General features: G+C 44.3%; 20 protein-coding genes and 1 tRNA gene. 14 read left to right on the top strand and 7 right to left on the bottom strand.

Features of this window, described 5'->3' with window-relative positions; translation table 11 throughout:
• Window positions 1–137: 137 nt before the first annotated feature.
• On the top strand, window positions 138–854 hold the full coding sequence (locus HF888_RS01230) for a YggS family pyridoxal phosphate-dependent enzyme (RefSeq protein WP_007018003.1): 717 nt from the start codon (window positions 138–140) through the stop codon (window positions 852–854).
• Window positions 855–863: 9 nt separating this feature from the next.
• A complete protein-coding gene (proC, locus tag HF888_RS01225) occupies window positions 864–1,682 on the top strand; it encodes a pyrroline-5-carboxylate reductase (RefSeq protein WP_007018004.1) in 819 nt (272 codons plus the stop codon).
• Between the two features lie 18 nt (window positions 1,683–1,700).
• Here proC and HF888_RS01220 read toward each other — a convergent pair whose 3' ends face one another.
• The 3 genes from HF888_RS01220 to radC form a co-directional block, all read right to left on the bottom strand.
• Window positions 1,701–2,540, bottom strand: coding sequence for a DUF6279 family lipoprotein (locus HF888_RS01220; protein WP_007018005.1), 840 nt, complete (start codon window positions 2,538–2,540; stop codon window positions 1,701–1,703).
• Window positions 2,541–2,605: 65 nt separating this feature from the next.
• On the bottom strand, window positions 2,606–4,909 hold the full coding sequence (locus HF888_RS01215) for a sensor histidine kinase (RefSeq protein WP_007018006.1): 2,304 nt from the start codon (window positions 4,907–4,909) through the stop codon (window positions 2,606–2,608).
• Between the two features lie 87 nt (window positions 4,910–4,996).
• A complete protein-coding gene (radC, locus tag HF888_RS01210) occupies window positions 4,997–5,668 on the bottom strand; it encodes a RadC family protein (RefSeq protein ID WP_007018007.1) in 672 nt (223 codons plus the stop codon).
• Between the two features lie 97 nt (window positions 5,669–5,765).
• Between radC and coaBC the strand changes: the two genes are divergently transcribed.
• From coaBC to slmA, 5 genes are all read left to right on the top strand, one after another.
• Window positions 5,766–6,968: a bifunctional phosphopantothenoylcysteine decarboxylase/phosphopantothenate--cysteine ligase CoaBC gene (gene coaBC, locus HF888_RS01205; protein ID WP_007018008.1), complete on the top strand. Its 1,203-nt coding sequence runs from the start codon at window positions 5,766–5,768 to the stop codon at window positions 6,966–6,968.
• Between the two features lie 38 nt (window positions 6,969–7,006).
• Window positions 7,007–7,465 (top strand): dUTP diphosphatase, encoded by a 459-nt coding sequence (gene dut / locus HF888_RS01200; protein WP_007018009.1) that lies wholly within the window; start codon window positions 7,007–7,009, stop codon window positions 7,463–7,465.
• A gap of 13 nt (window positions 7,466–7,478) precedes the next feature.
• A complete protein-coding gene (locus HF888_RS01195) occupies window positions 7,479–8,876 on the top strand; it encodes a phosphomannomutase/phosphoglucomutase (protein WP_007018010.1) in 1,398 nt (465 codons plus the stop codon).
• 93 nt (window positions 8,877–8,969) lie between these two features.
• Entirely contained in the window at window positions 8,970–9,872 is a 903-nt protein-coding gene (gene argB, locus HF888_RS01190) for an acetylglutamate kinase (RefSeq protein WP_040297846.1), read from the top strand.
• 187 nt (window positions 9,873–10,059) lie between these two features.
• Window positions 10,060–10,665: a nucleoid occlusion factor SlmA gene (gene slmA / locus HF888_RS01185; RefSeq protein WP_007018012.1), complete on the top strand. Its 606-nt coding sequence runs from the start codon at window positions 10,060–10,062 to the stop codon at window positions 10,663–10,665.
• Window positions 10,666–10,849: 184 nt separating this feature from the next.
• Here the strand turns inward: slmA and HF888_RS01180 are convergent, their stop codons facing one another.
• The 3 genes from HF888_RS01180 to HF888_RS01170 all read right to left on the bottom strand — a co-directional run bounded on the left by HF888_RS01180 (window position 10,850) and on the right by HF888_RS01170 (window position 14,396).
• Window positions 10,850–12,184, bottom strand: coding sequence for a phospholipase C/P1 nuclease family protein (locus tag HF888_RS01180; protein WP_243469381.1), 1,335 nt, complete (start codon window positions 12,182–12,184; stop codon window positions 10,850–10,852).
• Between the two features lie 205 nt (window positions 12,185–12,389).
• Window positions 12,390–12,788 (bottom strand): c-type cytochrome, encoded by a 399-nt coding sequence (locus tag HF888_RS01175; RefSeq protein WP_007018014.1) that lies wholly within the window; start codon window positions 12,786–12,788, stop codon window positions 12,390–12,392.
• 162 nt (window positions 12,789–12,950) lie between these two features.
• Complete coding sequence (locus HF888_RS01170; RefSeq protein ID WP_040297795.1) at window positions 12,951–14,396, bottom strand: mannose-1-phosphate guanylyltransferase/mannose-6-phosphate isomerase; 1,446 nt, start codon at window positions 14,394–14,396, stop codon at window positions 12,951–12,953.
• A 135-nt stretch (window positions 14,397–14,531) separates the two neighbouring features.
• Here HF888_RS01170 and HF888_RS01165 point away from each other — a divergent pair.
• The 3 genes from HF888_RS01165 (at window position 14,532) to HF888_RS01155 (ending at window position 17,559) form a co-directional block, all read left to right on the top strand.
• Window positions 14,532–14,608 (top strand) — tRNA-Arg (locus tag HF888_RS01165).
• A 685-nt stretch (window positions 14,609–15,293) separates the two neighbouring features.
• Window positions 15,294–16,376 (top strand): hypothetical protein, encoded by a 1,083-nt coding sequence (locus tag HF888_RS01160; RefSeq protein WP_007018016.1) that lies wholly within the window; start codon window positions 15,294–15,296, stop codon window positions 16,374–16,376.
• Between the two features lie 124 nt (window positions 16,377–16,500).
• Window positions 16,501–17,559: a hypothetical protein gene (locus HF888_RS01155; protein WP_007018017.1), complete on the top strand. Its 1,059-nt coding sequence runs from the start codon at window positions 16,501–16,503 to the stop codon at window positions 17,557–17,559.
• A gap of 268 nt (window positions 17,560–17,827) precedes the next feature.
• Here the strand turns inward: HF888_RS01155 and HF888_RS01150 are convergent, their stop codons facing one another.
• Window positions 17,828–18,676 carry a DUF3800 domain-containing protein gene (locus HF888_RS01150; RefSeq protein WP_007018018.1) on the bottom strand — a complete coding sequence of 283 codons (849 nt, stop codon included), beginning with the start codon at window positions 18,674–18,676 and terminating at the stop codon, window positions 17,828–17,830.
• 551 nt (window positions 18,677–19,227) lie between these two features.
• Here HF888_RS01150 and HF888_RS01145 point away from each other — a divergent pair.
• From HF888_RS01145 to dndD, 4 genes are all read left to right on the top strand, one after another.
• Window positions 19,228–20,529: a right-handed parallel beta-helix repeat-containing protein gene (locus HF888_RS01145; RefSeq protein WP_007018019.1), complete on the top strand. Its 1,302-nt coding sequence runs from the start codon at window positions 19,228–19,230 to the stop codon at window positions 20,527–20,529.
• A 724-nt stretch (window positions 20,530–21,253) separates the two neighbouring features.
• On the top strand, window positions 21,254–22,351 hold the full coding sequence (gene dndB / locus HF888_RS01135) for a DNA sulfur modification protein DndB (protein WP_007018021.1): 1,098 nt from the start codon (window positions 21,254–21,256) through the stop codon (window positions 22,349–22,351).
• Window positions 22,348–23,886 (top strand): DNA phosphorothioation system sulfurtransferase DndC, encoded by a 1,539-nt coding sequence (gene dndC / locus HF888_RS01130; protein ID WP_007018022.1) that lies wholly within the window; start codon window positions 22,348–22,350, stop codon window positions 23,884–23,886. Before dndB ends, dndC begins: the two co-directional genes overlap by 4 nt.
• A complete protein-coding gene (dndD, locus tag HF888_RS01125; RefSeq protein WP_007018023.1) occupies window positions 23,886–25,856 on the top strand; it encodes a DNA sulfur modification protein DndD in 1,971 nt (656 codons plus the stop codon). Before dndC ends, dndD begins: the two co-directional genes overlap by 1 nt.

Below are 25,856 nucleotides of genomic sequence, written 5' to 3'. Positions count from 1 at the left end.
CAGTTTAGTTCATCCTGACCCTACTCCATGCCATAATGTCCAAAATGGCAGGCTAACTTTCGGCTTTTGGTATCAGCATTGGCCCTGTCGTTATTATTGATACCTGCATTGTAACCAGAGTTGAGAAGAAAACCACGATGGATTTAGCAACTTCTGAAGCCCTACGCTCACGCTTTGAGCAGGTCCAGCATCAAATCAATGATGCTTGTGCACAATACAAACAAAACACGGTACAACTGTTGGCTGTATCCAAAAGGCACAGTATAGAAGCCATCCGTGCTATCCATGCATTAGGCCAACAGTCTTTTGGTGAAAACTATGTACAAGAGGGTGTGGATAAGATTAATGCCCTATCGGATTTAGCTATTGAGTGGCATTTCATTGGCCCATTGCAATCCAATAAAACCAAAGACGTTGCTGAGCACTTTGCGTGGATGCACACACTTGAGCGCGATAAGATTGCTAAGCGTTTAAGCCAGCAAAGACCATCTCACTTGCCACCACTGAACGTGTTAATACAAATCAACATTAGCCAACAAGAGAGTAAATCAGGTATCAGTCTGCAAGACTTGCCTGCTCTTGCACAACAAGTTAATGATTACGACAACCTGTGCCTACGCGGCTTGATGTGTATTCCGGCACCCCAAGATGAAGCATCTCTAACACAAGATTTTTGTTCAATGTTTCAAGCTTTTGAAAAATTGAAACAGCAATACAGCACGGTAGACACTCTCTCTATGGGTATGTCAGGCGATTTGGAATTGGCCATCGAGCAGGGTTCAACTATGGTGCGAGTAGGTAGCGCAATCTTTGGCCCACGAGACTCAATCATATCCAACGAAAACAACTTATAAGGAATCACTATGACAACCATCGCATTCATCGGTAGTGGTAATATGGCGGGGGCGATTATGGGCGGCCTCATCGAAGACGGCTATCAACCAGACAATATAATTGCTAGTGATCCTAGTGAAGAAAAACTGGCTGAGTTGAAGCAACGCCATGGCATTCAAACTACACAAAACAACATAGACGCCATCAAGCGTTCCGATGTGGTGGTGCTGGCGGTGAAACCACAAGTCATGGAACAAGTGTTGGAACCGTTGAAAGCGACTTTGGAAGAGACACAGCCTTTATTAATCTCAGTTGCTGCAGGTATTAATCAATACAGTCTACAACAATGGGCTGGTGACCTTGCTATCGTTCGCTGTATGCCTAACACCCCATCTCTTGTAGGCAAAGGTGCCAGTGGTTTGTTAGCCAACGATAAAGTAAGCGACCAACAAAAATCCATTACTGAAGATATTCTAGGAGCTGTTGGCCTGAGCGTATGGGTCAATAACGAACAGCAATTAGATTGGGTTACCGCCGTATCTGGTAGCGGTCCAGCTTATTATTTTTTATTTATGGAATGTATGATTCAAGCCGCAAAAAATATGGGCATGGATGAAGAGCAAGCTAAAAAACTAACATTACAAACCGCGTTGGGTGCTGCCACCATGGCACAAAAAAGTGATGTTGAACCCGATCAATTACGCAAAAATGTTACATCACCTAACGGCACCACAGAGCAGGCGATTTTGAGTTTTCAAAATGCCGGCTTAGATAAGATTGTAAAAGATGCCATGGAAGCCGTCGTCAAACGCAGTGAAGAAATGGTCAAAGAATTAGGTGCCAAATAGTCCTTTTTCGGATTGATTTTAGTTATTCTGCAACTCTTTTAAGTCTAATCTCAAATCCGCCAGCTTCTCTATGAGCTGGCGCTTTTGATTTGCCGTTAAACTGGCCTGTAGATCCGCAAATAACTGTGCAACGACTGATCGATTGTGTTGCAGAATATCCCGATACTGCTGCGGCTTGTATTTATCAGTTTGTTTTAAAATATTGGCCAACTGCTTTATACGCGCTTCATCACTGGCAGCTTGCTTAAATACTTGCCTCAATTGCGTTTGGTAATCACGTAAATATTGTAACCTGACTTCAGTGGTTTCTTGCATCTGATCAACCGCCATCTGAATACGATCCAATTGCTGATTTGTTAAATCACCCACAAAGTCTTCAACTTGCTCAGATAAACGCTCATACCTTTTTTCTTTATGCTCTGATGCATTTAAATCCTGCCAGTCTTCTTCTCTGTCTTGGTTGCGCTCTTCTAATTCAGCAAACAATTGATTAACCTGATCTTGCGTCAGTTGAGGCGAGAGCACAACGAGATCATCCACAAATTGATTCCGAATAGTAAGCCAATAACCATATACATGATTAATGACATCAAGCCATTGTTGCTGACTTAAAGGGCCTTGCTCAATTTGCTGCTGAAGCTGATCAATGTCTTTAATATAGATAGGAAGTTGCTGCTGGCGATGCCAGTTTAGGGTTTCGATCAAACGTGCTTTGACAGCACTTTCCTGCTCCCCCTCAAACTCAATATAATCATCGAGGTACCAAGGAATAATCCAATCTAGATTATTGTAAGCAAAGCGAGAACTACAGCCAGTCACAAGGCCGATAATGAGAAAGGCCAGCAGAAATTTACGCATCACGCCCACCCTTTAATTGCGTCTAATCAGTTAATAGTCAGGACTATTACGCTATTTAGAGTCACTTAGTTCAATGTCTTTTCTTTCGCATCATTGAACGTAATCTGTAAAGCAAAGCCATCTTCTTTCAACACATCGATACGTCCATGAAGCACTTGTTTTACGACATTGTAAACACGGTAGAGACCCAGTCCTGTGTGCTTGCTCGCCCCACGCTGTGTTGTAACAAAAGGCTCAAATACATGTTCTGCTACATGTGGATCAATACCTTGACCATTATCTCTGTATTCCCACACATAGTCGTCGCCTAATTGCATTAAGGAAATATCAATGCGTTTATTCTCTTGTTGAGTAAAACCATGTTGCAAAGAATTATTAATTAGAGGCTCTAGCAAGCTATGCCAAACAGCAGGATAAGTATGTACTTTGATGGAGGAATGGCAATGCAAGCGGATATCCAATTCAGGGTGTGTCGCCTGGTATAAATCCACCAGATCGGTGAGATGTTGATGCATCTCTACATGGGCCATGTCGGTTTTCATATGAGATGCACTAACCTGACGAAAACGTTGAATCAGTTGCTTGATAGATTTTAAACTGTTTTTTAGGATTTCTAATATGCTTTGGTTATCTTGCAACCACTCTTTAAAGTCCATTTTGGTCATTTTGTTGCGTAAGAATTTGTCTTCTGCTTTATCCACAACACCTTGCATATGATCTACCGCCACTAAGCCGTTACCCAGTGGCGTATTCACTTCGTGAGATACACCCATAACCAACTGTTCCATACTGGAAAAACGCTCTTCTTCCATTAAGCGTCGCATATTGGCGTGCTGCTTTCTTTCGGTGACGTCTGTTATAAAGCCTTCGATTAAATCTTCATCCAATTCTTTGCGCTGTTTCAACGTAAGATTACAAATACGCTCTTCACCATCTTTACGCACGACTATGGTCTCGTAATCAATGACTTGTCCGCTCTCTTTGATGTGTTGCTCTAACGCTATTTCGTCGCGGAAACGCTTGCGAATTTCCGAAGACTTAGCAAGCACTTCTGACTCATTGTCATAACCCAACAGTTTCACAAACATGGGGTTCACAGCTAACAAAGTGCCATTAAAACGAAAGCGGAAAATTCCCACAGGTGCCTGCTGAAACAAGTGTTCAAAAGACTTACGATTTCGATTCGCTTCTTTTTGTGCCCGTAGCGAATCCTCTACAGCCTGAAGCCGTGCTAGACGCTCTGTTCGTATGCGGCGGGAAAGTGCAAACGATAGAAGTACCGTCTCCAGAACACCACCAATTAAGTTTGCATTGCGCGTAAACAGGTTGTTATCAATGACATCGAGAGAAGACAATGGCAATACAATGAAGCCAACCAATAATAGACTCCATGCAAAGGTATAAATACCCGCCAAAGGTACTCCCCTGTAAGCTAAGTACAGCCCCACAACAAGCATGAACAGCGCGCAAACAAAGCTCACTACGTTTAACAAAGTTATGGACATAGTAATTGGCAGGAAAGCAAGACTCACAATGCATAATGCAACAAAAGTAGCGATGCCCTTCATGGTTATTGCGACTCGAGGAGCATGACTATCAATTCGTAATAAATGATACGGAAATAATAAAGACGGTAAGATTAAGAAAAGCCCTGAAACGGGCAAGGCATAGCGGTTAAATTGAGGACATTCTGGCCATAAGTAATAACCGCCATCACCATTCTGAATCACAATAAAGGCTAAAAAACTAAGAACATACAACACATAGGCGTAATACGCTTTATCCTTGATACTCACTGCCAAACCAAAATTATAAAACGCCATCACCAGCAAGATGCCGTAAACCATTGCGCTGATCATGATGCTGTATTGCATAACTTGACTGTAAGTTTGCAAACTAAATACGTCTAAATCCAATACCATGGCATTGGTGCTACGAATCGCAACATAATAGGTCTGCGTATCTAACGCACTAATATCTACAGGAAAAGCCGCATGTTTTTCTTTTATTTCCCGACGCGGTGTCCGCATCATATCGCCGGCATGCCATTGTTTAACCAAATCGCCATAGCGATCAATTTGATAAGCGTTTACATAGTCATGGGAGGGATAACGAAATCGAAGTATTTTGCTAATAGGATAGATATTGGGATTATGAACTTGAATTCTTAGCCAGTATTCTTTTTTACTGAAACCTTGATTCTCAAAAGTTCGAACTGGCTGCCAATGATCTTCGCTCACTTTAAGTGCATCACGTATGGTGAGAATTTTATCGGTGGAATAGAGCGCGCGATCCAAAACCAAATGATCATGGGCCCATGCAAGCTCGTTAAAACATAACACTACAAAAAAGAGTAAAACGCGGGGCACATCACATCCTGTTTCTGATCAATAATCCATCTGGTTATTCTAACAGTTAGAACCTCAGCTGCCTAATAAGCTTGAGTTATAGGCTCGCTACAGCATGCCTCTTTGCGCAAAACTGATAACTTCATCACCCACAACAAAGTGATCTAACACTCTTACATCCACCAACGCCAAGGCATCCTGTAAACGCTTCGTTATTCGAATATCGCTATCGCTCGGTTCGGCGATACCACTGGGATGATTATGGGCAAAAATCACAGCTGCGGCATTGTGCGCCAACACTTGTTTTACAACCTCCCGAGGATACACACTGGCGCCATCAATAGTACCGCGAAAAAGCTCTTCAAATGCGATCAAGCGATGTTGATTATCAAGATACAAACAAGCAAATACCTCGTGGGGCAGATGCTTGAGCTGATGAGCCAAGTATCGCTCAACGCTATCAGGACTGCTAAAGCCTTCGCCTTTCTCGAGGGACTCGTAAAGATGGCGTTTGGCCATCTCCAAAACCGCTTGCAACTGAACGTACTTGGCAGGACCTAATCCCGGCACTTGGCAAAACTCCTCAAGCGGAGTGCCGAAGAGGTTTTTCAAGCTACCGAAACGTCGTATTAAATCGCGCGCCAGCTCCACAGCTGACAAGCCAGGAATGCCAGTACGCAGAAAAATTGCTAATAATTCGAAATCAGAAAGGGAAGTTGGACCATTGGCTAATAGCTTTTCCCGAGGTTGTTGATCTTGTGGCCAATGTTTGATGCTCACAGTAAAACCATCCTTGTTTTTTCACACTTATTCACAATTATCCGTTAATCCCTACAGACCTTTGTTGTTATACTTCCTATACATTCAAGGAGCAAGTATGTTGAGCCTCAGTAACAAACGAATATTGCTTGGCATTACCGGCGGTATCGCCGCTTATAAAAGCGCAGAATTGGTTCGCGCGCTAAAAGGTTTAGGTGCCCAAGTCCGTGTGGTCATGACCGACGGAGCAAAAGAATTTATCACACCATTAACCCTGCAAGCGTTATCTGGTAATCCCGTTCACCATAGTTTATTGGATCCCGAAGCCGAAGCAGGTATGGGGCACATTGAATTAGCCAAGTGGCCAGACCATATTTTGATAGCACCGGCCAGCGCGAATTTCATCGCACGCTTAGCCAATGGCATGGGTGACGACTTGCTGACCACTATTTGCTTGGCCAGTATTGCTCCTTTAGCCATCGCCCCGGCTATGAATCAAGCCATGTGGGCGGATGCCAATACCCAGAACAACCTACAAAAACTGCAGGAACTCAAAAAAGTAAAAGTTTGGGGACCCGCTAGCGGCGAACAAGCCTGTGGTGATGTCGGTCTAGGACGCATGCTTGATCCACAAGATCTAGTAGCAGAGCTGGGCAAACAGTTTGAGCAAAAAAGCTTGAGTGGGAAAACCGTGACGATTACTGCAGGACCCACCCGCGAAGCCATAGACCCAGTGCGCTATATCAGTAATCACAGTAGCGGCAAAATGGGTTTTGCTCTGGCGCAAGCGGCGGTAGAAGCCGGTGCCAACGTCAATTTAATTTGTGGCCCAGTAACCTTAGCGACGCCAGAACGTGTCAATCGCATAGACGTCGAAAGCTGTCAAAACATGTACGACGCAGTATTCGAAACACTGCCAAACACGGACATATTCATCGGCGCAGCGGCGGTTGCGGACTATCGACCGGCCACTACAGCTGATCATAAAATTAAAAAACAGAGCGATGCCATGAGCATCGAACTGGTACGCAACCCAGATATTATCTCTAGCGTGGCAGCCACTGAGAACAAACCTTTTACAGTGGGGTTTGCCGCCGAAACACAAGACGTTAGCGGTTATGCCAAGGGGAAACTCATTAGCAAAAACCTAGATATGATTATTGCGAATGATGTCAGCGATAAGAGTATTGGTTTTAACAGCGAAGACAATGCTGTGGTGGTCATTGGCCACAACTATGAAACCAGTCATGGCAAAGCCAACAAATACCACTTAGCACGCGTTATTGTTGAGCACATTGCTGAATGCTTAGAAACTCAGTAAATTTCTACGAATAAACGATTACATTAATAAGAGTCACCATGAAGAAAAGCTTCCAAGTTAAAATTCTTGATAACCGTCTAGGCAATGACATTCCCATGCCAAGCTATGGCACAGAAGGCAGTGCCGGCTTAGATCTACGCGCTTGTTTAGAAGAAAACATCACCATTGAACCAGGCGAAACCAAGTTGATCCCAACTGGTATGTCGATTTACATCGAAGACAATGGCCTAGCAGCCATGATCTTACCGCGCAGTGGCTTGGGCCATAAACACGGTATCGTATTGGGTAACTTGGTAGGCCTAATCGACAGCGACTATCAAGGTGAACTCATGGTGAGCTGCTGGAACCGTAGCAATACCAGTTTCACAATGGAAGTAGGCGAGCGCATAGCTCAGCTTGTCATTGTGCCAGTGGTGCAGGCTGAATTCGATTTTGTAGAAGAGTTCGAAGCCACCGACCGCGGCGAAGGTGGTTTTGGTTCGACTGGCAAGCACTAAGATTTAGCTTGTGATGCTCACGGTCGATAAGGACATATTCCGCGAATACGATATTCGCGGGCAATACCCGTTGCAGCTAAACGAATCCACAGCTCGGCTAATCGGTAAAGCCTTGGGCAGCGAAATCCTCATGGCCGGTCAGTACAAGTGCTATATCGCGTGGGATGGTCGACTATCTAGCCCATCTTTGCGCGACGCTCTTGTTAGTGGTTTGGCCAGTACTGGCTGTCATGTCAAACTCATAGGCGCCTGCCCTACTGCCGTGGCGTTTTATAGCATCAAGCAAAACATGGAAAGCTGTGCCATCATCACTGGTAGCCACAACCCCAAACAAGACAACGGCATCAAAATCGCTGTGGCCGGTAAAGCCCGAAGTGGTGAGGATATTCAGGTTTTACTCTCCCGTATTCAGCTGGGGCTTTTTGAACAAGGACTAGGTCTTATAGAGCCGGCTCATCAGTTAATGGATGAGTATCTTGAACGAATAACACAGGGTCTAAAGCTCAAGCGTCCTATCCGCGTAGTATTAGACGCAGGCAATGGCATAGGTGGCCCTATCGCCATGCAAGCACTAGAAAAGTTAGGCGTGGGTATTACACCTATTGCCTGCAATGTCGATGGAGAGTTTCCACTACACCATCCTGATCCTGCTAAAAGTAAAAACCTAAAGTGGCTACAGCGAGCCGTACTCAAAGAAAAAGCGGATTTCGGTATCGCCCTAGACGGTGATGCTGACCGCATCGGTGTTGTGGATAACAAAGGCGAAGTCGTCCTACCTGACCGCCTGAGCTTGCTATTCGTGCGCGATATCTTAAGCAAGCAGCCAGGGCAAACTGTTTTATTTGATGTGAAGTGTACGGATCTGCTCATCGAACTTACCGAACAACTAGGCGGCCATGGAAAAATGATCGCCACTGGCCATACCAGTATGAAGCGGGGAATCCGTGAAGATGGCGCTGCGTTTGCTACTGAACTCAGTGGTCATATTATTTTCAACGATGAACATGGTATTGGCGTCGACGACGGCATCTATGCTGCGTTGCGCTTATGTGAGTTAGCCAGTCGTTTACCCGATGACTTGAATACGAATCTCAAGCAATTCCCTCAAACCTACAGTAGTGAAGAAATCCAAGTTCCTGTAAGCGCTGAAAATAAATTCTCGCTGATGAAAATGATTCAAAGCCACTGTTTTAAAGAACAAGATAGAAACCAAGTGGATGGTATCCGTGTACGTTTTTACGACCAGCAAAAGCAAGCCATTGGCTGGGCCTTGGTTCGCGCCAGCAATACCACCGCCTGTTTGACTCTGAGAACCGAAGCAAAAGGCACAGACGAACTTAATTCGATAAAACACCAACTCATCAAAGAGCTTACTCCATATATCCAGAATATAGCGGACTATATTTCTTAGTATTTCGCTTCAGTGTCATACAAAGCATGTAATTTTCTGTAGTCAAAGTATAATGGCGCAAACTTGAGTTAAAGATTAGACATGCGATTTGCTATGCCCCTATCCCGTGACGATGCATTCAACGTAGCCCGCGTACTGAGCGAGGCACTTCCTTATATTCAGCAATTTGTGGGTAAAACCATTGTTGTGAAATATGGCGGCAATGCCATGACGGAAGAGGCTCTTAAAAACAGCTTCGCCCGCGACATGGTTATGCTCAAGCTAATCGGTATCAACCCTATTGTGGTCCATGGCGGTGGTCCGCAAATTGGCGATCTACTGGAAAAGCTAAAGATCGAAAGCCACTTCGTTAACGGCATGCGCGTCACCAACAGTGAAGCCATGGATGTCGTAGAAATGGTTTTAGGCGGTTTAGTGAACAAAGATATCGTTAATTTAATTAATCAAAATGGCGGACACGCCATGGGCCTAACCGGTAAAGACGGTCACTTAATTGAAGCCCGTAAATTAAAAGTGACACAGCAAACGCCAGAAATGCAAAAGCCAGAAATCATCGATATCGGTCATGTGGGTGAAGTAGCGCATATCAATACAAGCGTGCTAAGCATGTTAACAGAGTCCGATATTATTCCTGTTATTGCGCCCATAGGTGTGGATGACAAAGGCGAGTCCTATAACATCAATGCAGATTTAGTCGCTGGTAAAGTAGCCGAGGCGGTAAAAGCAGAGAAACTTTTATTGCTAACCAACATTGAAGGCTTAAAGGATAAAGAAGGCCATATTCTTACAGGCTTAACCACAACGCAAGTGGATGATCTCATTGCCGATGGCACCATCTACGGCGGCATGTTACCAAAAATTAAATGCGCGCTAGACGCGGTAAAAGCGGGTGTAAATACCGCGCACATTATCGATGGTCGAGTGCGTCACTGTACTATGCTTGAGATTTTCACCGATGAAGGTGTCGGTACCTTGATTACCAACCAAGATGACTAAACGTAAATAAATTTGCTTAAGTTGGTGCAATAGCGCACAAACGCCCAGCCATTGGGCGTTCGTTGCTATTTGTTAACATAATTATCAATAAATCTATAAAACTAGATCACGAAAACCCAGTTTAGTGATTGCACACGCCCTAATCGGGCAGTACGATAGCCTTCATTTTGTGAACGATCACATTCTTATGACGACGGAACAAAAAACCTCCCGCAAGCAGCAGATTCTGCAAGCCCTAGCACACATGCTAGAAGTGAACCCGGGTGCCCGTATTACAACTGCACGTCTTGCTAAAGAAGTAGGTGTGAGTGAAGCTGCGCTTTACCGTCACTTTCCTAGCAAAGCCAAAATGTTTGAAGGTCTTATCGAATTTATCGAAGCGACCATCTTCACTCGCATTAATCGTATTCGCCAAGATCACGATTCTACGCTAGCACGCATGGAACATAGCATGGTTTTAATTTTAACCTTTGCTGAGAAAAATCCTGGTATGTGTCGAATTTTAACGGGTGATGCACTAAGCGGAGAAACCGAACGCTTACGTGCTCGTGTTGCACAGTTTTTTGAACGCTTAGAAACTCAATTCAAGCAAATTTTGCGCGAAGCAGAATTACGCGATGAAAAAAGCCCCCGTATCGACGCCTCACCATTAGCTAATTTACTATTGGCCGTTGTTGAAGGTCGCATCCGTCAATATGTGCGCAGTGAGTTTGAAAACAAGCCTCTAGAAAACTGGCAAGTACAGTGGTCATTCTTATCAAGCAACTTACTAGTAGAAGACGCATTAGTATAAATCCCTAAGCGTGCTACGAGCTATTGTGCAATGAAAACCACATGCACTTGTATCACACGTTACTGCTGCAGTGATTTATAAAGACTGCCTTATAATTATAATCAAGAGTTCGTCATCCCCGACGCGCGCAGCGCTTTGATCGGTGATCCATCTGTACTATTTCGTAGAATGTAAATCAATCATTCTACTTCGCTTGCAAAATATGCTGAACATAAGCACTGCCGTGTCGTGAAAAATCCGCCAGCAAATCGGACACCGTATTGGTTAATTGATTAAAGCCTGCATCACCGGATTCCAACTTTACGGTATCTAATAACTCATCGGTTGCATCCAAATCCGTATACTCCACATTTACATCCATCACATAAGCATGAGGTATAGTATCCGCCAGTACGTGATGAACATGATCCGCCTTGTCTGCACTCACTTTACTAAAAAGGTTCACAGGATCGGTATGACGATACTGATTCACGGGATACTCAACCGCTAACGATTTCAACGTTTCATGTTCGTGATTTCCTTCTTGCAATTGCAGAGTCATTAACTGACTTTGAAACTCCTCTAATACAGTATGTCGATTTGACACCAATTGAGTTGCTTCTTTTTGTGCGTCAGGTAAACCTAGTAAATTTAACAAACCCACCCAAAGCGTGCTTAAAGTACTGTTACCCGGGACCGGTGTCACATGATACGGATTAGAAAAATCACCGATATAGTGCAACCCCAAACCCATAAATCGCCAGCCCCAATAATCATGCCCTTGAGCAAATGCAAAACGCGCAAGGCTTTGATATTGATAGATGCGCATTTCTGGATAGGTGCGCTTTAAGAAACCGCCCAAGGCATAAAGTACTGGTGACTCATGATAGAACGCCATATGAAACGGAGCTTGCGTACCGTACTCTAAATTTGGATTACCGAACGCCTGTTCTCCAAAGCCATATTCTTTGCCGTACGCAGTACCACTATCCGTAAATAAACCAATATCCAACCCATGATCTGGTTCGTCGTTAGCGCTCACAGCCACATGCAAAGGCGCAATCGTTTGACCAGGCTGTAAACGCATAAATTCATCTGGGTTCATGTGGGCAAGATCGTTGAAGACACTAACCTCTTTCAGCGTTATCGGCACCATGTTGTCCAAGCGATACGACGGTGGCAGCTGAGCGTATAAACCTAAGCGCGCTTCAGGGTTAATGCGAATGGCCCGTTTAAACCGCATCACCACATCTTTCTCATTACCTGTCGCTGCAAACGCCAGATCCTGTGGACGTGGCTGATAATTCCACAGATTCTCTTGCATCCATGCTTCATCATTCTGCAAATGGGTCGCAAGGGCTTCTTCGTTAGCCAGTAAAAACGACTGCAACGACTCCACTTTAACTGGCGCAGCGTCGCGCACTTCCGGCATGGATTCTAATAGGGCCCTACTAATCAGGGTATGGTTATCCCAAGCGAAGGTCTGTACGCAAAAGGTGAAAAAACAGCCGAAAATGGCAAGGCGAGAGAATAGTGTCATGTTGTCCCCAGGTTACTGGCTTTGGGTTTTATTATTATGCTGAAACCATACTAATTTCTTAGACCCGTGGACAGGGCCAAAGTGACACAATTTTGTGGTGGTTTAGGCCAGATAAGTAACCAAGTGAAATTTGAGGTGACAAACCGTAGGCACAAAAAAACCGCCAGCGGGGGCGGTTTCTTTTCAGGCAATGATCCGAAACGGATTATTTAGCCATGTATTTGATAGCGCTGGCGATTTCATCATCAGAACAATCCATGCAGGTACCTTTAGGAGGCATAGCATTGATACCGTTGATGGCGTTCGCCAACGTCGCGTCAAAGCCTTTTGCTAGACGGTCATTCCACGCAGACACATCACCAGTCTTTGGTGCACCCATGGCACCAGTGCCGTGACATGCAGTACAGAAGGTATTGTAAACTTCTTCACCAGAGCGAGGACCAGAAGACGCCGTCGCAGCACCTGCCGCCGCATCACACTCAGTACCTTCAACACACACATTACCCACCGGCTTTAGACGCTCAGCGATATCCGCAGTTGCGTGGGCTTGGGAAACCAATACAGACAAGGCCAGAAGCAATGTTGAAGTGATAATCTTAGTCACGGTTGTCCTCTCTCTTTCAGGCACATAATTTTAAAATTTGCTGGATTATACCCACAAAAGCCATGGTCTAAAAACGAAAGTGGTGATTTTTTTAAAAATCAGGGCTTTAGAGTGTCCATACATAGATGTGGGTCAGTATAGCAGGCCACTGATGTTCGTGATTTAAGCGCGCCCATAGCGATCACTAAAGCGCTTAATATCATCTTCGCCCAAGTATTTACCGGTCTGTACTTCAATCACCTCTAGCGGGTGACCCTGCTCATTTCGCAAGCTGTGCGTCACTGTGCTTGGGATATACGTTGATTCGTTTGCAACCAAAGTAAACGACTGCTCGCCTCTCGTCACCGTGGCCGTACCCGATACCACCACCCAATGCTCGGAACGATGTTGATGGCTCTGAAGAGATAAGCCATGACCCGGCTTTACAAATAGACGCTTCACCTTGAACCCCTTACCTACATCCATAGACTGGAAATAGCCCCAAGGTCGATACTCTCTCTGATGGTGCAAGTGCTCACTACGGCCTTGCTCGGACAACTTATCCACAAGCTTTTTGATATGCTGGCTTTGCGAACGATCCGCCACCAACAGCGCATCGTCGGTATCGACAACGATCAGATTCTCAAGACCAACACCCGCCACTAAGCGCTCGCTGCGCACATAGTTGTTACTACTATTTAGCAGCAACCCATCACCATGAATATGATTACCCCACTCATCTTTCTTGCTTTGCTGCCAGAGCGCCTGCCATTCACCTAAATCGCTCCAACCTGCGTCTAGCGAGACCATAAAAGCATTGGATAGCTGCTCCATGATAGCCACATCAAACGGCATGCAGGGCAACAAACTATATTGCTCACTACTTAATCTCAAAAAATCTAAGTCAGCCTGCGCCTGCTGAAGGGTGTTCTTAGCATGCTGCCAAAGCTCGGGCTGATAAACAGTAAACGCAGATTGCCAAGCGCACGCCGTACCCATGAAAATCCCCGCGTTCCAATAATAATTACCTTGCTCTAGATAAGACTGGGCGGTTTGCGCATCGGGCTTTTCTTTAAAGTGTTGGACCTTAAAACCCGCTTTAGGATATTCCTCAGTTGATACAGGCTCACCCGCCTGAATATAGCCATAACCGGTATGAGCACTAGTGGGCTCAATGCCCAAGGTGAGTAAACTCTGCGAATACTCCCGAGCTAACTGCACCGCTTGATTAAGCGACGTAATAAATGCATCGGATTGCTCAATGGCATGGTCCGCAGGTAAGCAACAAAACACAGCGTCTTTGTCGGCTTTGACTGAATCTTGCGCTAATAAAAATGCAACAGCCGAAGCAATGGCGGCGGCCGTATTGCGCGCTTCGGGCTCTAGTAAGATAGGAAAATGCTTTACACCCGTTTGCAGACATTGCTCAGCTACTAAAAACCGATGCTGCTCATGGCAGATCACAGTTATTGGTGCGCAATCTTGCAAACCTTGGGTACGTAACAAGGTTTGTTGCAGCAAAGACCAATGCTCATCATTTAACGGCAAGCATTGCTTGGGATACTCCTCACGGGAAAGCGGCCACAAACGCGTGCCCATACCACCAGCGAGAATAATTGGGTAAATCATAACCATGCCAACTTTATTCGATAGACAAAGTATACCGCACAAAGCCGCGCAGCTAAGTAATTGCTGTGAAAGCAATTTTTTTCTCAAGCCTCATGGGCTATAATGCTCGCCTTCATCAGGCTACGCCTATGACAACCGCCCTTAGCTCAGCTGGATAGAGCGCGGCCCTCCGGAGGCCGAGGCCAGAGGTTCGAATCCTCTAGGGCGGGCCAATCAAAGTTTTTCATTCCAGCAAAAGCTCTCACTTTCCCTAAATATTTCCATAAAGAGAAACCTAAGCCCTAGATGGCATGAGAACCTCTCAGGTTCGACCTAGCGAGGAACGAGCATAGGAGACGAACGAAGTGAGAGTGAGCTCGCGAACGGTCAATCCTCGGCGGGCCAATCGCAATACCTCCACTCATAACAACAACCTCCAAAACTCCATCAGTTTTGATTCAAGCAAAAGCATAGCCCTAGATGTGATGAGAACCTCTCAGGCCGCTCCTGCGCATCCATGCGCTCGCGGCATTTGTACATCCTTGTACTTCGTTCGACCTAGCGAGGAACGAGCGTAGGAGACGAACGAAGTGAGAGTGAGCCTGCGAACGGTCAATCCTCGGCGGGCCAATCAAAGTTTTTCATTCCAGCAAAAACTAACGACTACTCTCAACTTATTCCAAAAGCGAAAGATTCGCCCTAAAAGGACGAGAATCTCTGGTAGGCTCCCCAACCGCATCCTTTCAGTCCTTCCCCGCCAATTTAACCCTTTTTACCTACTTTGACCTGCTTTTACCCGGCGCTTTTACAGCCGTTCTACTACTATGGGACTAATAATAAAAACACGCCTGTGGTGCCTGCCTAGCGATAGATCTCTAGCTTAACCGCAAGGACGTGATTAGAAGTGGTGGTAACAACATGAATAATAAAAAGAAAGCATTGGCCGTGTTCTCGGTTGTTTTAGTTGTCGCAATTATTGTGGTCAACAGCGAACCTCATGTTATGTCTCTCGATACCAATCAAAACCATCGTACACATTTACAATCAGATTCCCTCGCTAGTGACTCACCTAAAATACAAAGCAAACAAGAAAAGCTCATGGAAGACGCTATTGCCAATCAGCTCAAACAAGCCACAGAAGCCTATAAGTTTAATGCGCAATTTCCGCCCTATTCCAAACCGCTTTACAAAGAAAATTGGGATCTACTCAACCCCAGGGCGTTCATCCCCAGAAAACAATCCATCAGTAATAGCCCGGACATAAGCGGCAGCTTGGTATTGGACAAGTACATTATCGCCAAAGAAGACCCGCTAGAGGTCAAAGTGAAAATCAGCACGGCAGAAGAAAACCTGTCTTCCATTCAATCCATTATTGCCAATATCGAAGATTCGGATATTTCACAGTCTTTAACACAAACCTCGTTTGAAAATGGTGTGGCTACGTATTCCGGTCAGGTTTCGATTAGCGACTTGGGTCAAGAGAGTGTTAACGAAGGCTCTATTACTGCGGACATTCAATTGCAAAACGGTGATATCAAAACTCTCAGCGCTCGCTTCAAATACCACACTACAGTAGCCACGGTACAGAACGTGGGTGATGCCTATGTGGATGGCTCTGATTTAAACATCCCTGTGGATATCAATGTCACCGAGCGAGGCAAGTATCGTGTGCAAGCCAACTTGTTTGATGAAAACAATGACAGCCCCGTTGCCCATTTAACCGATGCCTATGAAGCGGATAAAGGCATTAACTCGGTGAACCTAAAAGCCCACATCAATGCATTAAAAGTATCAGGCTCCGCTGGTCCTTATTACTTATCTAATATCACCATTTCTAAAGTATCCACTCATCCAGGTGAGAAACAAGAGTACGGTGTGGCACTTAATGAGCAGTTCCCCATAAAGGGATTTGATTTATCCATTTACGATAAAGACAACTACCGCAACCCGAAATACAAAGACAGTATTCAATTTTTGGAGCGTGTCTCGGGTGCGCAATAAGTGCTAACAACGGAAGCTAAAAAAAATAAAAAGCCAAAGAATTGTTCGCCGCATGACGTCTCCTCATGCAGTGGCAATACGCAGTAAAAAGCAGTTCTAACTACAATAAAAAAAGGAACGAGTAATGGTGCAACTCATCAAAAAGATCAGTGTGGTAATAGGACTCACACTGCTTTCAACCCTATCCTATGCGCAAATCGCTGGGTACAACGTTCTGTTGGTCCATGGCTTTCAGTTCGGTGATTTATCCTCACAACCTTCTGACGCAGAAGTGTACGAACGCCGATTAATCTCTGACTTTTGGGAGCAACGTGCTGAAGGTCGTCTTAACTGGAGTTCTGCCGAACGTGTTGAAGGTAAAATCTCGCAGCAGATTTTTGAACAAGCCAAACGCTACTCTGCCCAAGGCACCTGTGCCCTCGGTTGTGTTGTGGTACTGCACAGTACCGGCGATCAGGTCATGCGTCACTTCTTAGCCAATCAAGAAGAATGGTTACGCAATGCCGGTTACGAGCCACTTAACATTGTTGCCACCATCGACTTTGGCGGTGCGGGCGGCGGTACTGACTTTGCCGACCTTGCGGTAGGAGTGGTGACTAACGAAAGCATTCCACAATGGATCAAAACTACGATTGGTGCCTTCTTGAAGATTGATTTAAGCAATGCCAATACCGAAAGCTTAGGTGTTGTAAACGATTTAACTTACTCAGGTGCTCGCTCCATTGCGCCGCAACCGAATCACATTCCACGCCTGCGTTTCTCGGGCAGTGGCGGCAATACCAACCCACTGAAAGTGTTGCTATCTGGCTACAGTGACGGTGTGGTTCCGGCCTCTTCTTCTTGTGCCGCTGCATCACCTGCCGCGATCGATAGTTGTTCAAACTCCATTGGTTATAGCGGCAAGCTAACCAGCAAAAACGGTCCAAGCGGTTTAATGTACAACCACTTCCCAGTGCTGATGTCGAAACACTATGGCCATGGCCCACTAAAAGAAGATAACCACAAAGGCACCGTGACCTATGTGCAAAACAACTTTAATGTTGGCTTTGATGTGGACTTTGATACCTACCGTAAAAAAGTACCATGGTGGCAGTTCTGGAGAGAAAGCGGCACCTTCCAATTGGTGTCAGGCTCTGACTCTAAATCCATGTCGCGTTTGATTTACGATACGTTTAACCGTTAAGAAAATCATGACGCACAAACCGAATCCTATCGTACCTTACTAGCACTAATGCGATGGATACGACCCCAGCGAAAGCTGGGGTCATACCTTTCCCCAAAGCATCTCTGACTATTATTCGCTCAATTTATAGTTTAAGCGTGCTTAACAGTATTTATTTAGAAATGTCTTGAAGATATAGCAGGCGGTCGACTATACTTTGGTTAAGTGGATTGGGAGTACCCGGTCGGCGTCTTGGCCTCGGTGAGAATCATCGGGGCTTTTCGCTTTCTTAAGAAGGGAAAATCTTCATACCAATGCCTTCAAACCCTTCCCCAACATGTTTACGCCCACCATCACAGTAAAACTTTCTCCTCAGTACATCAAAAGCTCTATTCTCTTGATTCGGTCGTAATAAGTTCAAGCCGATAGGCCGTGCCACTAAATCTGCCAACTGTAAACCTGATGACATAACTTTTTTATCTGAAAAAATAATCTCAAATGGCAGAACCTTATTTAGACGATTATTACCATCACAAACTCGTCTAAATTCCAGCTCTAAATCTTGGTCTTCTTTTTTACCCCGGCACTCAACTACGATATGTGTCTTTTGATTATGCTGATTCTTTTCCTCCAAAAACTCATACAGAGTCTCCATACAAAAACCCAAAGCAAGATGATACGGATTGTCATTTATTTCACCTCGCTTCTTTAAAGCCAGCTTATCAATACTGCAACTCACTAGTATAAAATTACTATATTCAATGATCTGAGCTAGTTGCCCCATAAAAGCTAGTTTGTTTTCTCTACTCTTGAAGATATTGAAGTCACCCTTTTCTTTCCTGATTTCATGCTCATGTAAAACCACCTGATCATGACCAAACCAGTTAAATTTGAATTTTTCGAGTGCGGAAACAATGGCTTCACTGTAATGACGCTTGTGGAAAATACAAAAAGCTAAAACGAAAATAGGATAGTTTTCATCAATGCTTTTCAGACTATGATCACCACTTTCATCGACATAGACGATATAGCGAGAAAAATCCGAAGCGCCATATTTAAAGTCTTCGACCTGATGGGTAGGCCTCTCTAAAGATTCATCGAGTTCAAATAATGGTAATTGCTGCTGTTCTGTGGTCATTCGCCCATGCCTCTATCCTTGTACATTGTGCTAGGCTATCTACCCAAGACATCGGTAGTAGTCATAAACCTAAATAAGTTTTTTCCAACTCAAGTATATGGTTAGAATTTACGCTACTACAAGGCTCACCCTTCAGCCTACTCGTTGCAGTCAGGAATTAGTTTGAATTATTGGACATATTGAACCTTACTAGCACTAATGCGATGGATGCGACCCCAGCGACAGCTGGGGTCATACCTTTTTCTTAATTTTCTGCATTTTTACGTCATTTTGCTAACTGTCACCAGCCTACCTTCAGCAACTGATCTAAGCTCACATCCTAAATAAAATGAGTCGTTGTGAACCGCTCGCAACCCAACCTATTTGTGAAAAGGATGCCACCTATGCACTTTCGAATCGGCCTACTACTAGCAAGTATACTGGCACTTAGCGCCTGTAAATTAGAAATTGAAGTGTAAGAAGACACCGACGAATGCGATACCAGCACCGAGCAAGCCAACTGCCCTGATGGCAATTCGGATGATTCAAACAATGATTCCGATGATAGCAATATGGACGATGACTCTAGTGACGATGCTAGCGATGATGATTCTAGTGACGATACCAGCAAGCTCGATCCGGTAACCTCGAATATCTGTGAAGCCCAAGGGGAAGCAAAATGCTATTACGCCGCCCCCAATGCCACGGGCACAGGCACCATTGAAGAACCGGGTAACTTGCATGCCTTACTACCTAGCTTATCTGCCGGTGATTATCTTTATCTATTCGACGGTGTTTATGATCAATACGCCGATAATGGCGATAGCTCATGGATCATCGATCTCAATAAATACTTTTATTTCACTCAGCCAGAACCCACCGAAGCAGCGCCCGTGACCATCACGGGTTATCCAACTCACGATGCCATCATTCAAGGGGATGATAACCGCCGCTGTATTTTAGTGGATGGACAGTCACACTTGGTCTTTAAAAACATCATCGTCGAGCACTGCTATAACGAAGGCATGCGCCTAGGTTGGGATATCCCGGAGCAAGGCATCGTATTAGATGACGTGGAATTCAGAGAAATCACCTATAACAACAACGCAGGCTTTGTTTATATTCAAGGCTATGAAGATGTCGTGATCCAAAACTCAACGTTTCATGATTATAAAGGCACTCAGGGCAGTGAATGGGGCAACTACCTACAGATATTCCAGGCCATCGATGTAGAAATTAAAGACAACTATTTTTACGGAAAAGGCGGTGGAATTTATTACAAACACGGTGAATCAGAAACCAACCGTGGTGGCTTTACCAAAGTCCATGGCAATCGTTTTGAAAACCTAACGCGCCATGGCATTTATACTAACCAAAACCGAACCGAGATCTACGACAACCTTTTCATTAATACCGACGGCGTGATCGTGCACCAAGAAGACGGCACCCGACCACCCTTCACCCAGGACGTGAACATCCACCATAATACCTTTGTGGATAGCAGCATTATATTAAACCAAGGTTCGAATAACGGCTCTTACATGGATGCCTATGGCCTAGGCGCCAAGCACGCCACCATACGCAATAACCTCATGCAGGACTCCAATTATCGTATTTGGGTATACGGCACAGACGAGCAATATGATGAAGGTATAGATCTAGAATCCAACGACAACTGCTTTTATAACGAAAGCGGCAGCATGACAATTAAATACTTCAGTGCAGATAGCTTTGGCGAAAAAGGCCAAGACTATAACCTAAGCGGATGGCAAAGCGCCGGCTATGATGTGAACTCACTAGAACAGCCACTGCAATTGGATAGTAATTACGAATTGCCTGCAGGTAGTGCGTGTAGCTTTGCGGGAAGGCGGTAGTTCAATCCAGAGCCTCTGATATCCGTCAGAGGCGCGCTCATGTTACAGCTAAGAATTGTTAAGATCGGCTAAGCAGTCTTTACACCAAAGCGTGAGGCCATCCTCTCTTTTATCTGACTCGAAAAACAAATCCCATCTTTTTTTCTTTCTGCAATTTGAGCAAACTTTCATTTGATGTTCTGGAGGTGCCCCAAGGTCGGGACCGTCCTCCAAGATGTAGTTTTCTTCCTTCACCTTATCTATCAAAGCTTGCAACGACGCATGCTCCATACAATTAAACCAAAGAGAAGTTTCCTCCCAATGAGGAGTGGGCTTTGAGACGTGGCTTAACAATCCAATTCGAGAAAAAAGGATATACACCCTTTGAACAGGTAAGTTTATTTTATTCGCAATCAATCTAACCTTATCTTCTGTCGATTTCTCCATTGTTTGCCCCGAAGTTGTGTCGTCAATAAACTCATCTAAATATAGCAAACCGCTTAAAACACGCTTGAGTCGTGCCTTTACTCCAGAAGCATTACAAAATCCACCTACGATTGTTCATTGCAAAATCGATACAAACACACGTAGAATACACGTTCTTTTATACGAACAAACTGATATCCCTCCTAAATACTTGTTAAATTTGACTTCCAAAACACCGCCGCTTGTTAAATTTTGACTTCCTCGTGTTTTTATTTATACTTCCACCATACAACCATAATAAGGAAGGAAAGGACTCTCTATGGTCAAAACACTAATCAAAGAATACAGCCATTCTTTCCCCGCGGTTCGTGGCATGCAAGCAGGGAGACCATGCTATATTGCGATGTGTCCGATGCGAACTATCCCGAAAATCTTCGTATTTGATGAAGATGAAGTACCTCCAGAATTGAGAGCTCAGCGCACACTAAACAAAACTAGAATTCCCGAAATTGCTGAGTATTTAATATCTAATCCAAACGATTACACATTGTCTGCGATCACGGCATCAGTAAGTGAACAAGTTCACTTCGAGCCCATGGCGGATACGGGTCCAGGAATTAACTTAGGTATGCTAACGGTTTCGATGGATGCTCAAATATTGATCAATGACGGCCAACACCGCAGAGCCGCAATTGAGGCTGCTATCCGAGAAGCGCATGAACTTGGTCATGACCATATTCCGGTTTTATTCTTCGTAGACGAAGACCTCAAGCGAAGCCAACAAATGTTTGCTGATCTCAATAAATATGCGGTAAGACCCAATGAATCAATCAGTACATTGTATGATCACCGAGATCCATTATCTGACCTCGCAAGGCACGTAGTAAAAAACGTTGATTGCTTTAAAAATCTTACAGAAATGGAAAAATCAAGCTTATCAAATCGTAGTAGTAAGCTATTTACACTCAGTAGCATCAAGCTCGCGAGTAGAGCCCTGTTAAAAAAGGGCCCAAAGGAAAGTGTGTCCGACAAGGAAAAGGAGTTGGCTACAGAGTTCTGGACAGAAGTTTGTGAAAATATTAAAGACTGGCAAGATGCGAAGTCCAAAAAGGTTAGTACAGCAGATCTTCGACAGAATTATGTACATGCCCATGGTGTAACTTTACAAGCACTCGGCTCCGCTGGCGCTGACCTCTTAGCGCAAAAACCAAAAGCTTGGAGAAAGCACTTAAACAAACTAGGGACAATAGACTGGTCTCGGTCTAACACGGGTATATGGGAAGGAAGAGCATTAATGTACGGCAAATTAAGTAAGGCCCGTGCCAATGTGATGCTTACTTCAAACCTGATCAAACAACATATGGGACTAAATCTTAGCCCTGAAAGCCAAGAATACGAGAAACAGTTTAAATCATGAGTCGCTCTACCCTATATGCAACAATGGATGAAATGATTTCAGCAACTGAAATTGCTGGTCGCCCATTGTCAGATTTAATAATTGAGATCCAAGATTTGTACTTGGATGACGATAAGCCTTGGGTCATTGGATTTAGTGGTGGTAAAGATAGCACCACTATTTTGTCGCTTATATATATTGCAATCGAGAAATTGGAGCTTAAACAACGTCATAAACATATCTACGTGATTTCCTCAGACACACTGGTAGAAACACCAATGGTTGTAGATATGATCGAGGATGTCGTTAATGCAATTAACGAAAAAGCGAAAACCAATAAGCTTCCAATGTCTGCTCACCAAGTTCACCCAAAGATGGATCAGACCTTCTGGACTAATCTATTGGGCAAAGGCTATCCAGCCCCCACACAGAACTTTCGCTGGTGTACAGAAAGAATGAAAATTGACCCTGTTAGTGAATTCATTCTCGACAAAGTAACACGATTTGGTGAAGTGGTTGTAGTCTTGGGTGCACGTAGTGATGAAAGTGCATCACGTGCGCAAGTAATAGCGAAACATAAAATAGATGGTTCATCATTATCACGCCACTCTTCACTACCAGGTGCTTTCACCTACATGCCAATTGAAGATTGGTCTTTCGATGATGTATGGATGTACTTATTAGGCGCACCGGCGCCATGGGGTGGTGATCATTTCGAACTATTTGATTTGTATAAGGATTCAAGTGCTGGCGAGTGTCCGTTGGTGATAGATACAAAAACACCTTCTTGTGGTAACTCAAGGTTTGGCTGTTGGACTTGTACGGTTGTTACAAAAGATAGAGCGATGGAAGGATTAATTGATTCTGGTGAAACTTGGCTACAAGAGCTCAAAGACTTCCGAGACCAGTTGTTTCACTCGACGCTACCCGAGAACAAAGATAAGTATCGAAACTACAAGCGACGTACAGGTAAAGTGCAATACGCTCGAAAGAATTTAGACAGTGAAGCAACAGAAGTGAAGACCATACCAGGACCATACTGGATGGAACGTCGCCAAATTTGGCTGAAAGAGCTTCTAACGATTGAAAAGAAATTAAGGGATTCCGGGAAAGATATTACCTTGATTCATCCTGATGAACTCTACGCTATTCGTCGAGAATGGATGTACGACCCTAACGAACCAGACTGGGCAGACACAGCACCAAAGATATACCGTGAGGTATATGGCAAAGACTTAGACTGGGCTGACCAAGATGCCGGCAGTTTTTCCCAATCTGACGCCGAGATACTCAGTTCTTTAGGGGCAGAGTTTGATGTTCCTTCAGAGCTTGTAATGAAACTCCTAGACCTAGAACAAGCAATGGATGGACTCAGTCGACGTAAAGGCTTGTATAAAAAAATAGATAGCCTCCTAAAACAAGATTGGGGAAGTTACGAGGACATTCGCGAAAAGATGGTGAACCATAAACACCAACACTCATTGGACAAGAATATTGATAAAGGCTACGACGAACGCTTAGGTGAACTGGCCGCGGAACTCGAGAGTCTGAACTAATGATTTTAAATACATTAACCTTACAAGACTTTGGCGTGTTTAATGGTTATCACGAAATTAATCTTGAGCCCAAAGAGAAATACAATAGAAAGCGTCCTATCATCTTATTTGGTGGATTAAATGGTGCAGGCAAAACCACAACACTTACCGCTGTACGACTTGCCTTATATGGGAAGCAGAGTTTAGGGAAATCTGTATCGCAGGCAAAGTACGAACAATACCTCGCTGACAGCATACACAAAGGCAAAGCACAGCTGGTACCTGCGACTAACGCTTCAGTAGGCCTTAGCTTCACCTATGGAAAGCATGGCGTTGTGAATGAGTACAAAGTTATTCGTTCATGGGAAATTAAAGGTTCAACCACGAGCGAAAACCTCGTTGTAGAAAAAGACGGAGAACCACTCAGTGGGTCAACCAATGAGCAGCTACAGAGTTTCTTAAGCGAATTAATTCCAATTGGTGTCGCGGATCTTTTCTTTTTCGATGGGGAAAAAATAGCCGAACTGGCAGAAGATAATGCTAATGAAGCGTTGGCTGATGCAATTAACCGTCTATTAGGTCTCGATATCGTAGAGCGTCTGCGTGCGGACTTGGGTATTTATCTAAGAGAACATGCTCAACAAAAGCTACCAAAAGATATATCCGCTGAAATAAAAAGCCTTGAGAATCAATATCAAGACTCTTACAAAAGTTATCAGGATAAATTAGACCTTGTTAGTGAATTAAAGACAAAAGCAGGCTCGGTCGAAGCCGATATAGAAGCTCTCAACGCTCGTTTAAACGATTTGGGCGGCGCCTGGGCTAAAACAAAAGAGAAAGAAGAGCATAGAGTTGATCGCCTAGTCGAAGAAAAGAATAGGCTTAAATCAGAACTTACAGCGCTATTTAGTGAAGCATTCCCACTATCACTCGCTCCCAACACTTTAAACAATCTAATTAAAAAGCTAGATGCAGAGAAACAAACCAAGTCAAATCAAGCTTCAAGAGCTAAAATAGAACTGAAGGTTCAAGAGTTGAAAGCTCAACTTGGTGAACTAGATAATGCAGGAAAAGTGATTGATGACACCTTTTCCGACGTTTTGGATACATCCGGCGACGTTGATGTTATTCACGATATTTCTGATTCAGATTACATGAATATACAGCAGTTAGCTGTTCATAAACTCCCGGAGCAATTAAAGCGATTTAAAAAGCTTACAAAGGACCTGGAGGAAATTGAGTCTGAAATATCGGCAGCGGCTGACAATATAGCTCGAGCGCCTGATGAAAGTAGACTAAAAGATATCCTAGACGAATTAGGAATCCAACAAAAGGAATTGGGCAAAGTTGACGCAGAAATCCAGCAAGAAAAAGACAATGCAAAGGCGCGCCTAAGAGCAGCTATCGATACAATGCGAAAGCTTAAAGACCTAGATGCTAAGTACTCCACCTCAATGAGTTCCATCCAAGGAGTAAAACTGGCTTCCGATTCACGCGAACTACTACTGGAATTTGGGCGAATAACGAAAGATAGGAAGATAGAATTACTTGAACAAGAATTTATAAAGTCTTTTGGCAAGCTTGCTCGTAAAGACGATATGGAAATCCTAGCCAAGATCGATCCAAAAACGTTCTCAGTAACACTCAAGGATAAACATGGAAAGGAAATCAACAAGAAAAAACTATCAGCAGGCGAAAAACAAATTTTCGCTATTGCCATGCTAGAGGCACTGGGTAGAACTTCAGGTAGAAATCTCCCTGTTATTATTGATACACCATTAGGTAGGCTGGATTCACACCATAGAACTAAACTGGTCAAAAATTACTTTCCGACAGCGAGCCATCAGGTGCTGATTCTCTCTACGGACACGGAAATTGACGAGAGCTTCTATAAAGACCTTTCACCTGAGATATCACATGCCTTTTATGTGGATTATGACCCCAATGAAGGCTCCTCCAAATATACTGAAGGCTACTTCTGGCGTAAATAA

It is taken from the genome of Bermanella marisrubri (assembly GCF_012295615.1).
Classification (GTDB): Bacteria; Pseudomonadota; Gammaproteobacteria; order Pseudomonadales; family Oceanobacteraceae; genus Bermanella; species Bermanella marisrubri.
Note: the sequence above shows the minus strand (reverse complement) of the source record. Positions and strands in the feature narration are given on the sequence as shown.

Excerpts from the sequence above, each read along its gene's own strand:
- dut (WP_007018009.1), top strand. The coding sequence starts at position 7,007 with ATGAAGAAAAGCTTCCAAGTTAAAATTCTTGATAACCGTCTAGGCAAT.
- HF888_RS01230 (WP_007018003.1), top strand. The coding sequence starts at position 138 with ATGGATTTAGCAACTTCTGAAGCCCTACGCTCACGCTTTGAGCAGGTC.
- HF888_RS01155 (WP_007018017.1), top strand. The coding sequence starts at position 16,501 with ATGGTGCAACTCATCAAAAAGATCAGTGTGGTAATAGGACTCACACTG.
- HF888_RS01195 (WP_007018010.1), top strand. The coding sequence starts at position 7,479 with ATGCTCACGGTCGATAAGGACATATTCCGCGAATACGATATTCGCGGG.
- HF888_RS01160 (WP_007018016.1), top strand. The coding sequence starts at position 15,294 with ATGAATAATAAAAAGAAAGCATTGGCCGTGTTCTCGGTTGTTTTAGTT.
- dndD (WP_007018023.1), top strand. The coding sequence starts at position 23,886 with ATGATTTTAAATACATTAACCTTACAAGACTTTGGCGTGTTTAATGGT.
- HF888_RS01180 (WP_243469381.1), bottom strand. The coding sequence starts at position 12,184 with ATGACACTATTCTCTCGCCTTGCCATTTTCGGCTGTTTTTTCACCTTT.
- HF888_RS01150 (WP_007018018.1), bottom strand. The coding sequence starts at position 18,676 with ATGACCACAGAACAGCAGCAATTACCATTATTTGAACTCGATGAATCT.
- slmA (WP_007018012.1), top strand. The coding sequence starts at position 10,060 with ATGACGACGGAACAAAAAACCTCCCGCAAGCAGCAGATTCTGCAAGCC.
- proC (WP_007018004.1), top strand. The coding sequence starts at position 864 with ATGACAACCATCGCATTCATCGGTAGTGGTAATATGGCGGGGGCGATT.
- coaBC (WP_007018008.1), top strand. The coding sequence starts at position 5,766 with ATGTTGAGCCTCAGTAACAAACGAATATTGCTTGGCATTACCGGCGGT.
- dndC (WP_007018022.1), top strand. The coding sequence starts at position 22,348 with ATGAGTCGCTCTACCCTATATGCAACAATGGATGAAATGATTTCAGCA.
- HF888_RS01170 (WP_040297795.1), bottom strand. The coding sequence starts at position 14,396 with ATGATTTACCCAATTATTCTCGCTGGTGGTATGGGCACGCGTTTGTGG.
- dndB (WP_007018021.1), top strand. The coding sequence starts at position 21,254 with ATGGTCAAAACACTAATCAAAGAATACAGCCATTCTTTCCCCGCGGTT.
- HF888_RS01145 (WP_007018019.1), top strand. The coding sequence starts at position 19,228 with ATGGACGATGACTCTAGTGACGATGCTAGCGATGATGATTCTAGTGAC.
- HF888_RS01220 (WP_007018005.1), bottom strand. The coding sequence starts at position 2,540 with ATGCGTAAATTTCTGCTGGCCTTTCTCATTATCGGCCTTGTGACTGGC.
- argB (WP_040297846.1), top strand. The coding sequence starts at position 8,970 with ATGCCCCTATCCCGTGACGATGCATTCAACGTAGCCCGCGTACTGAGC.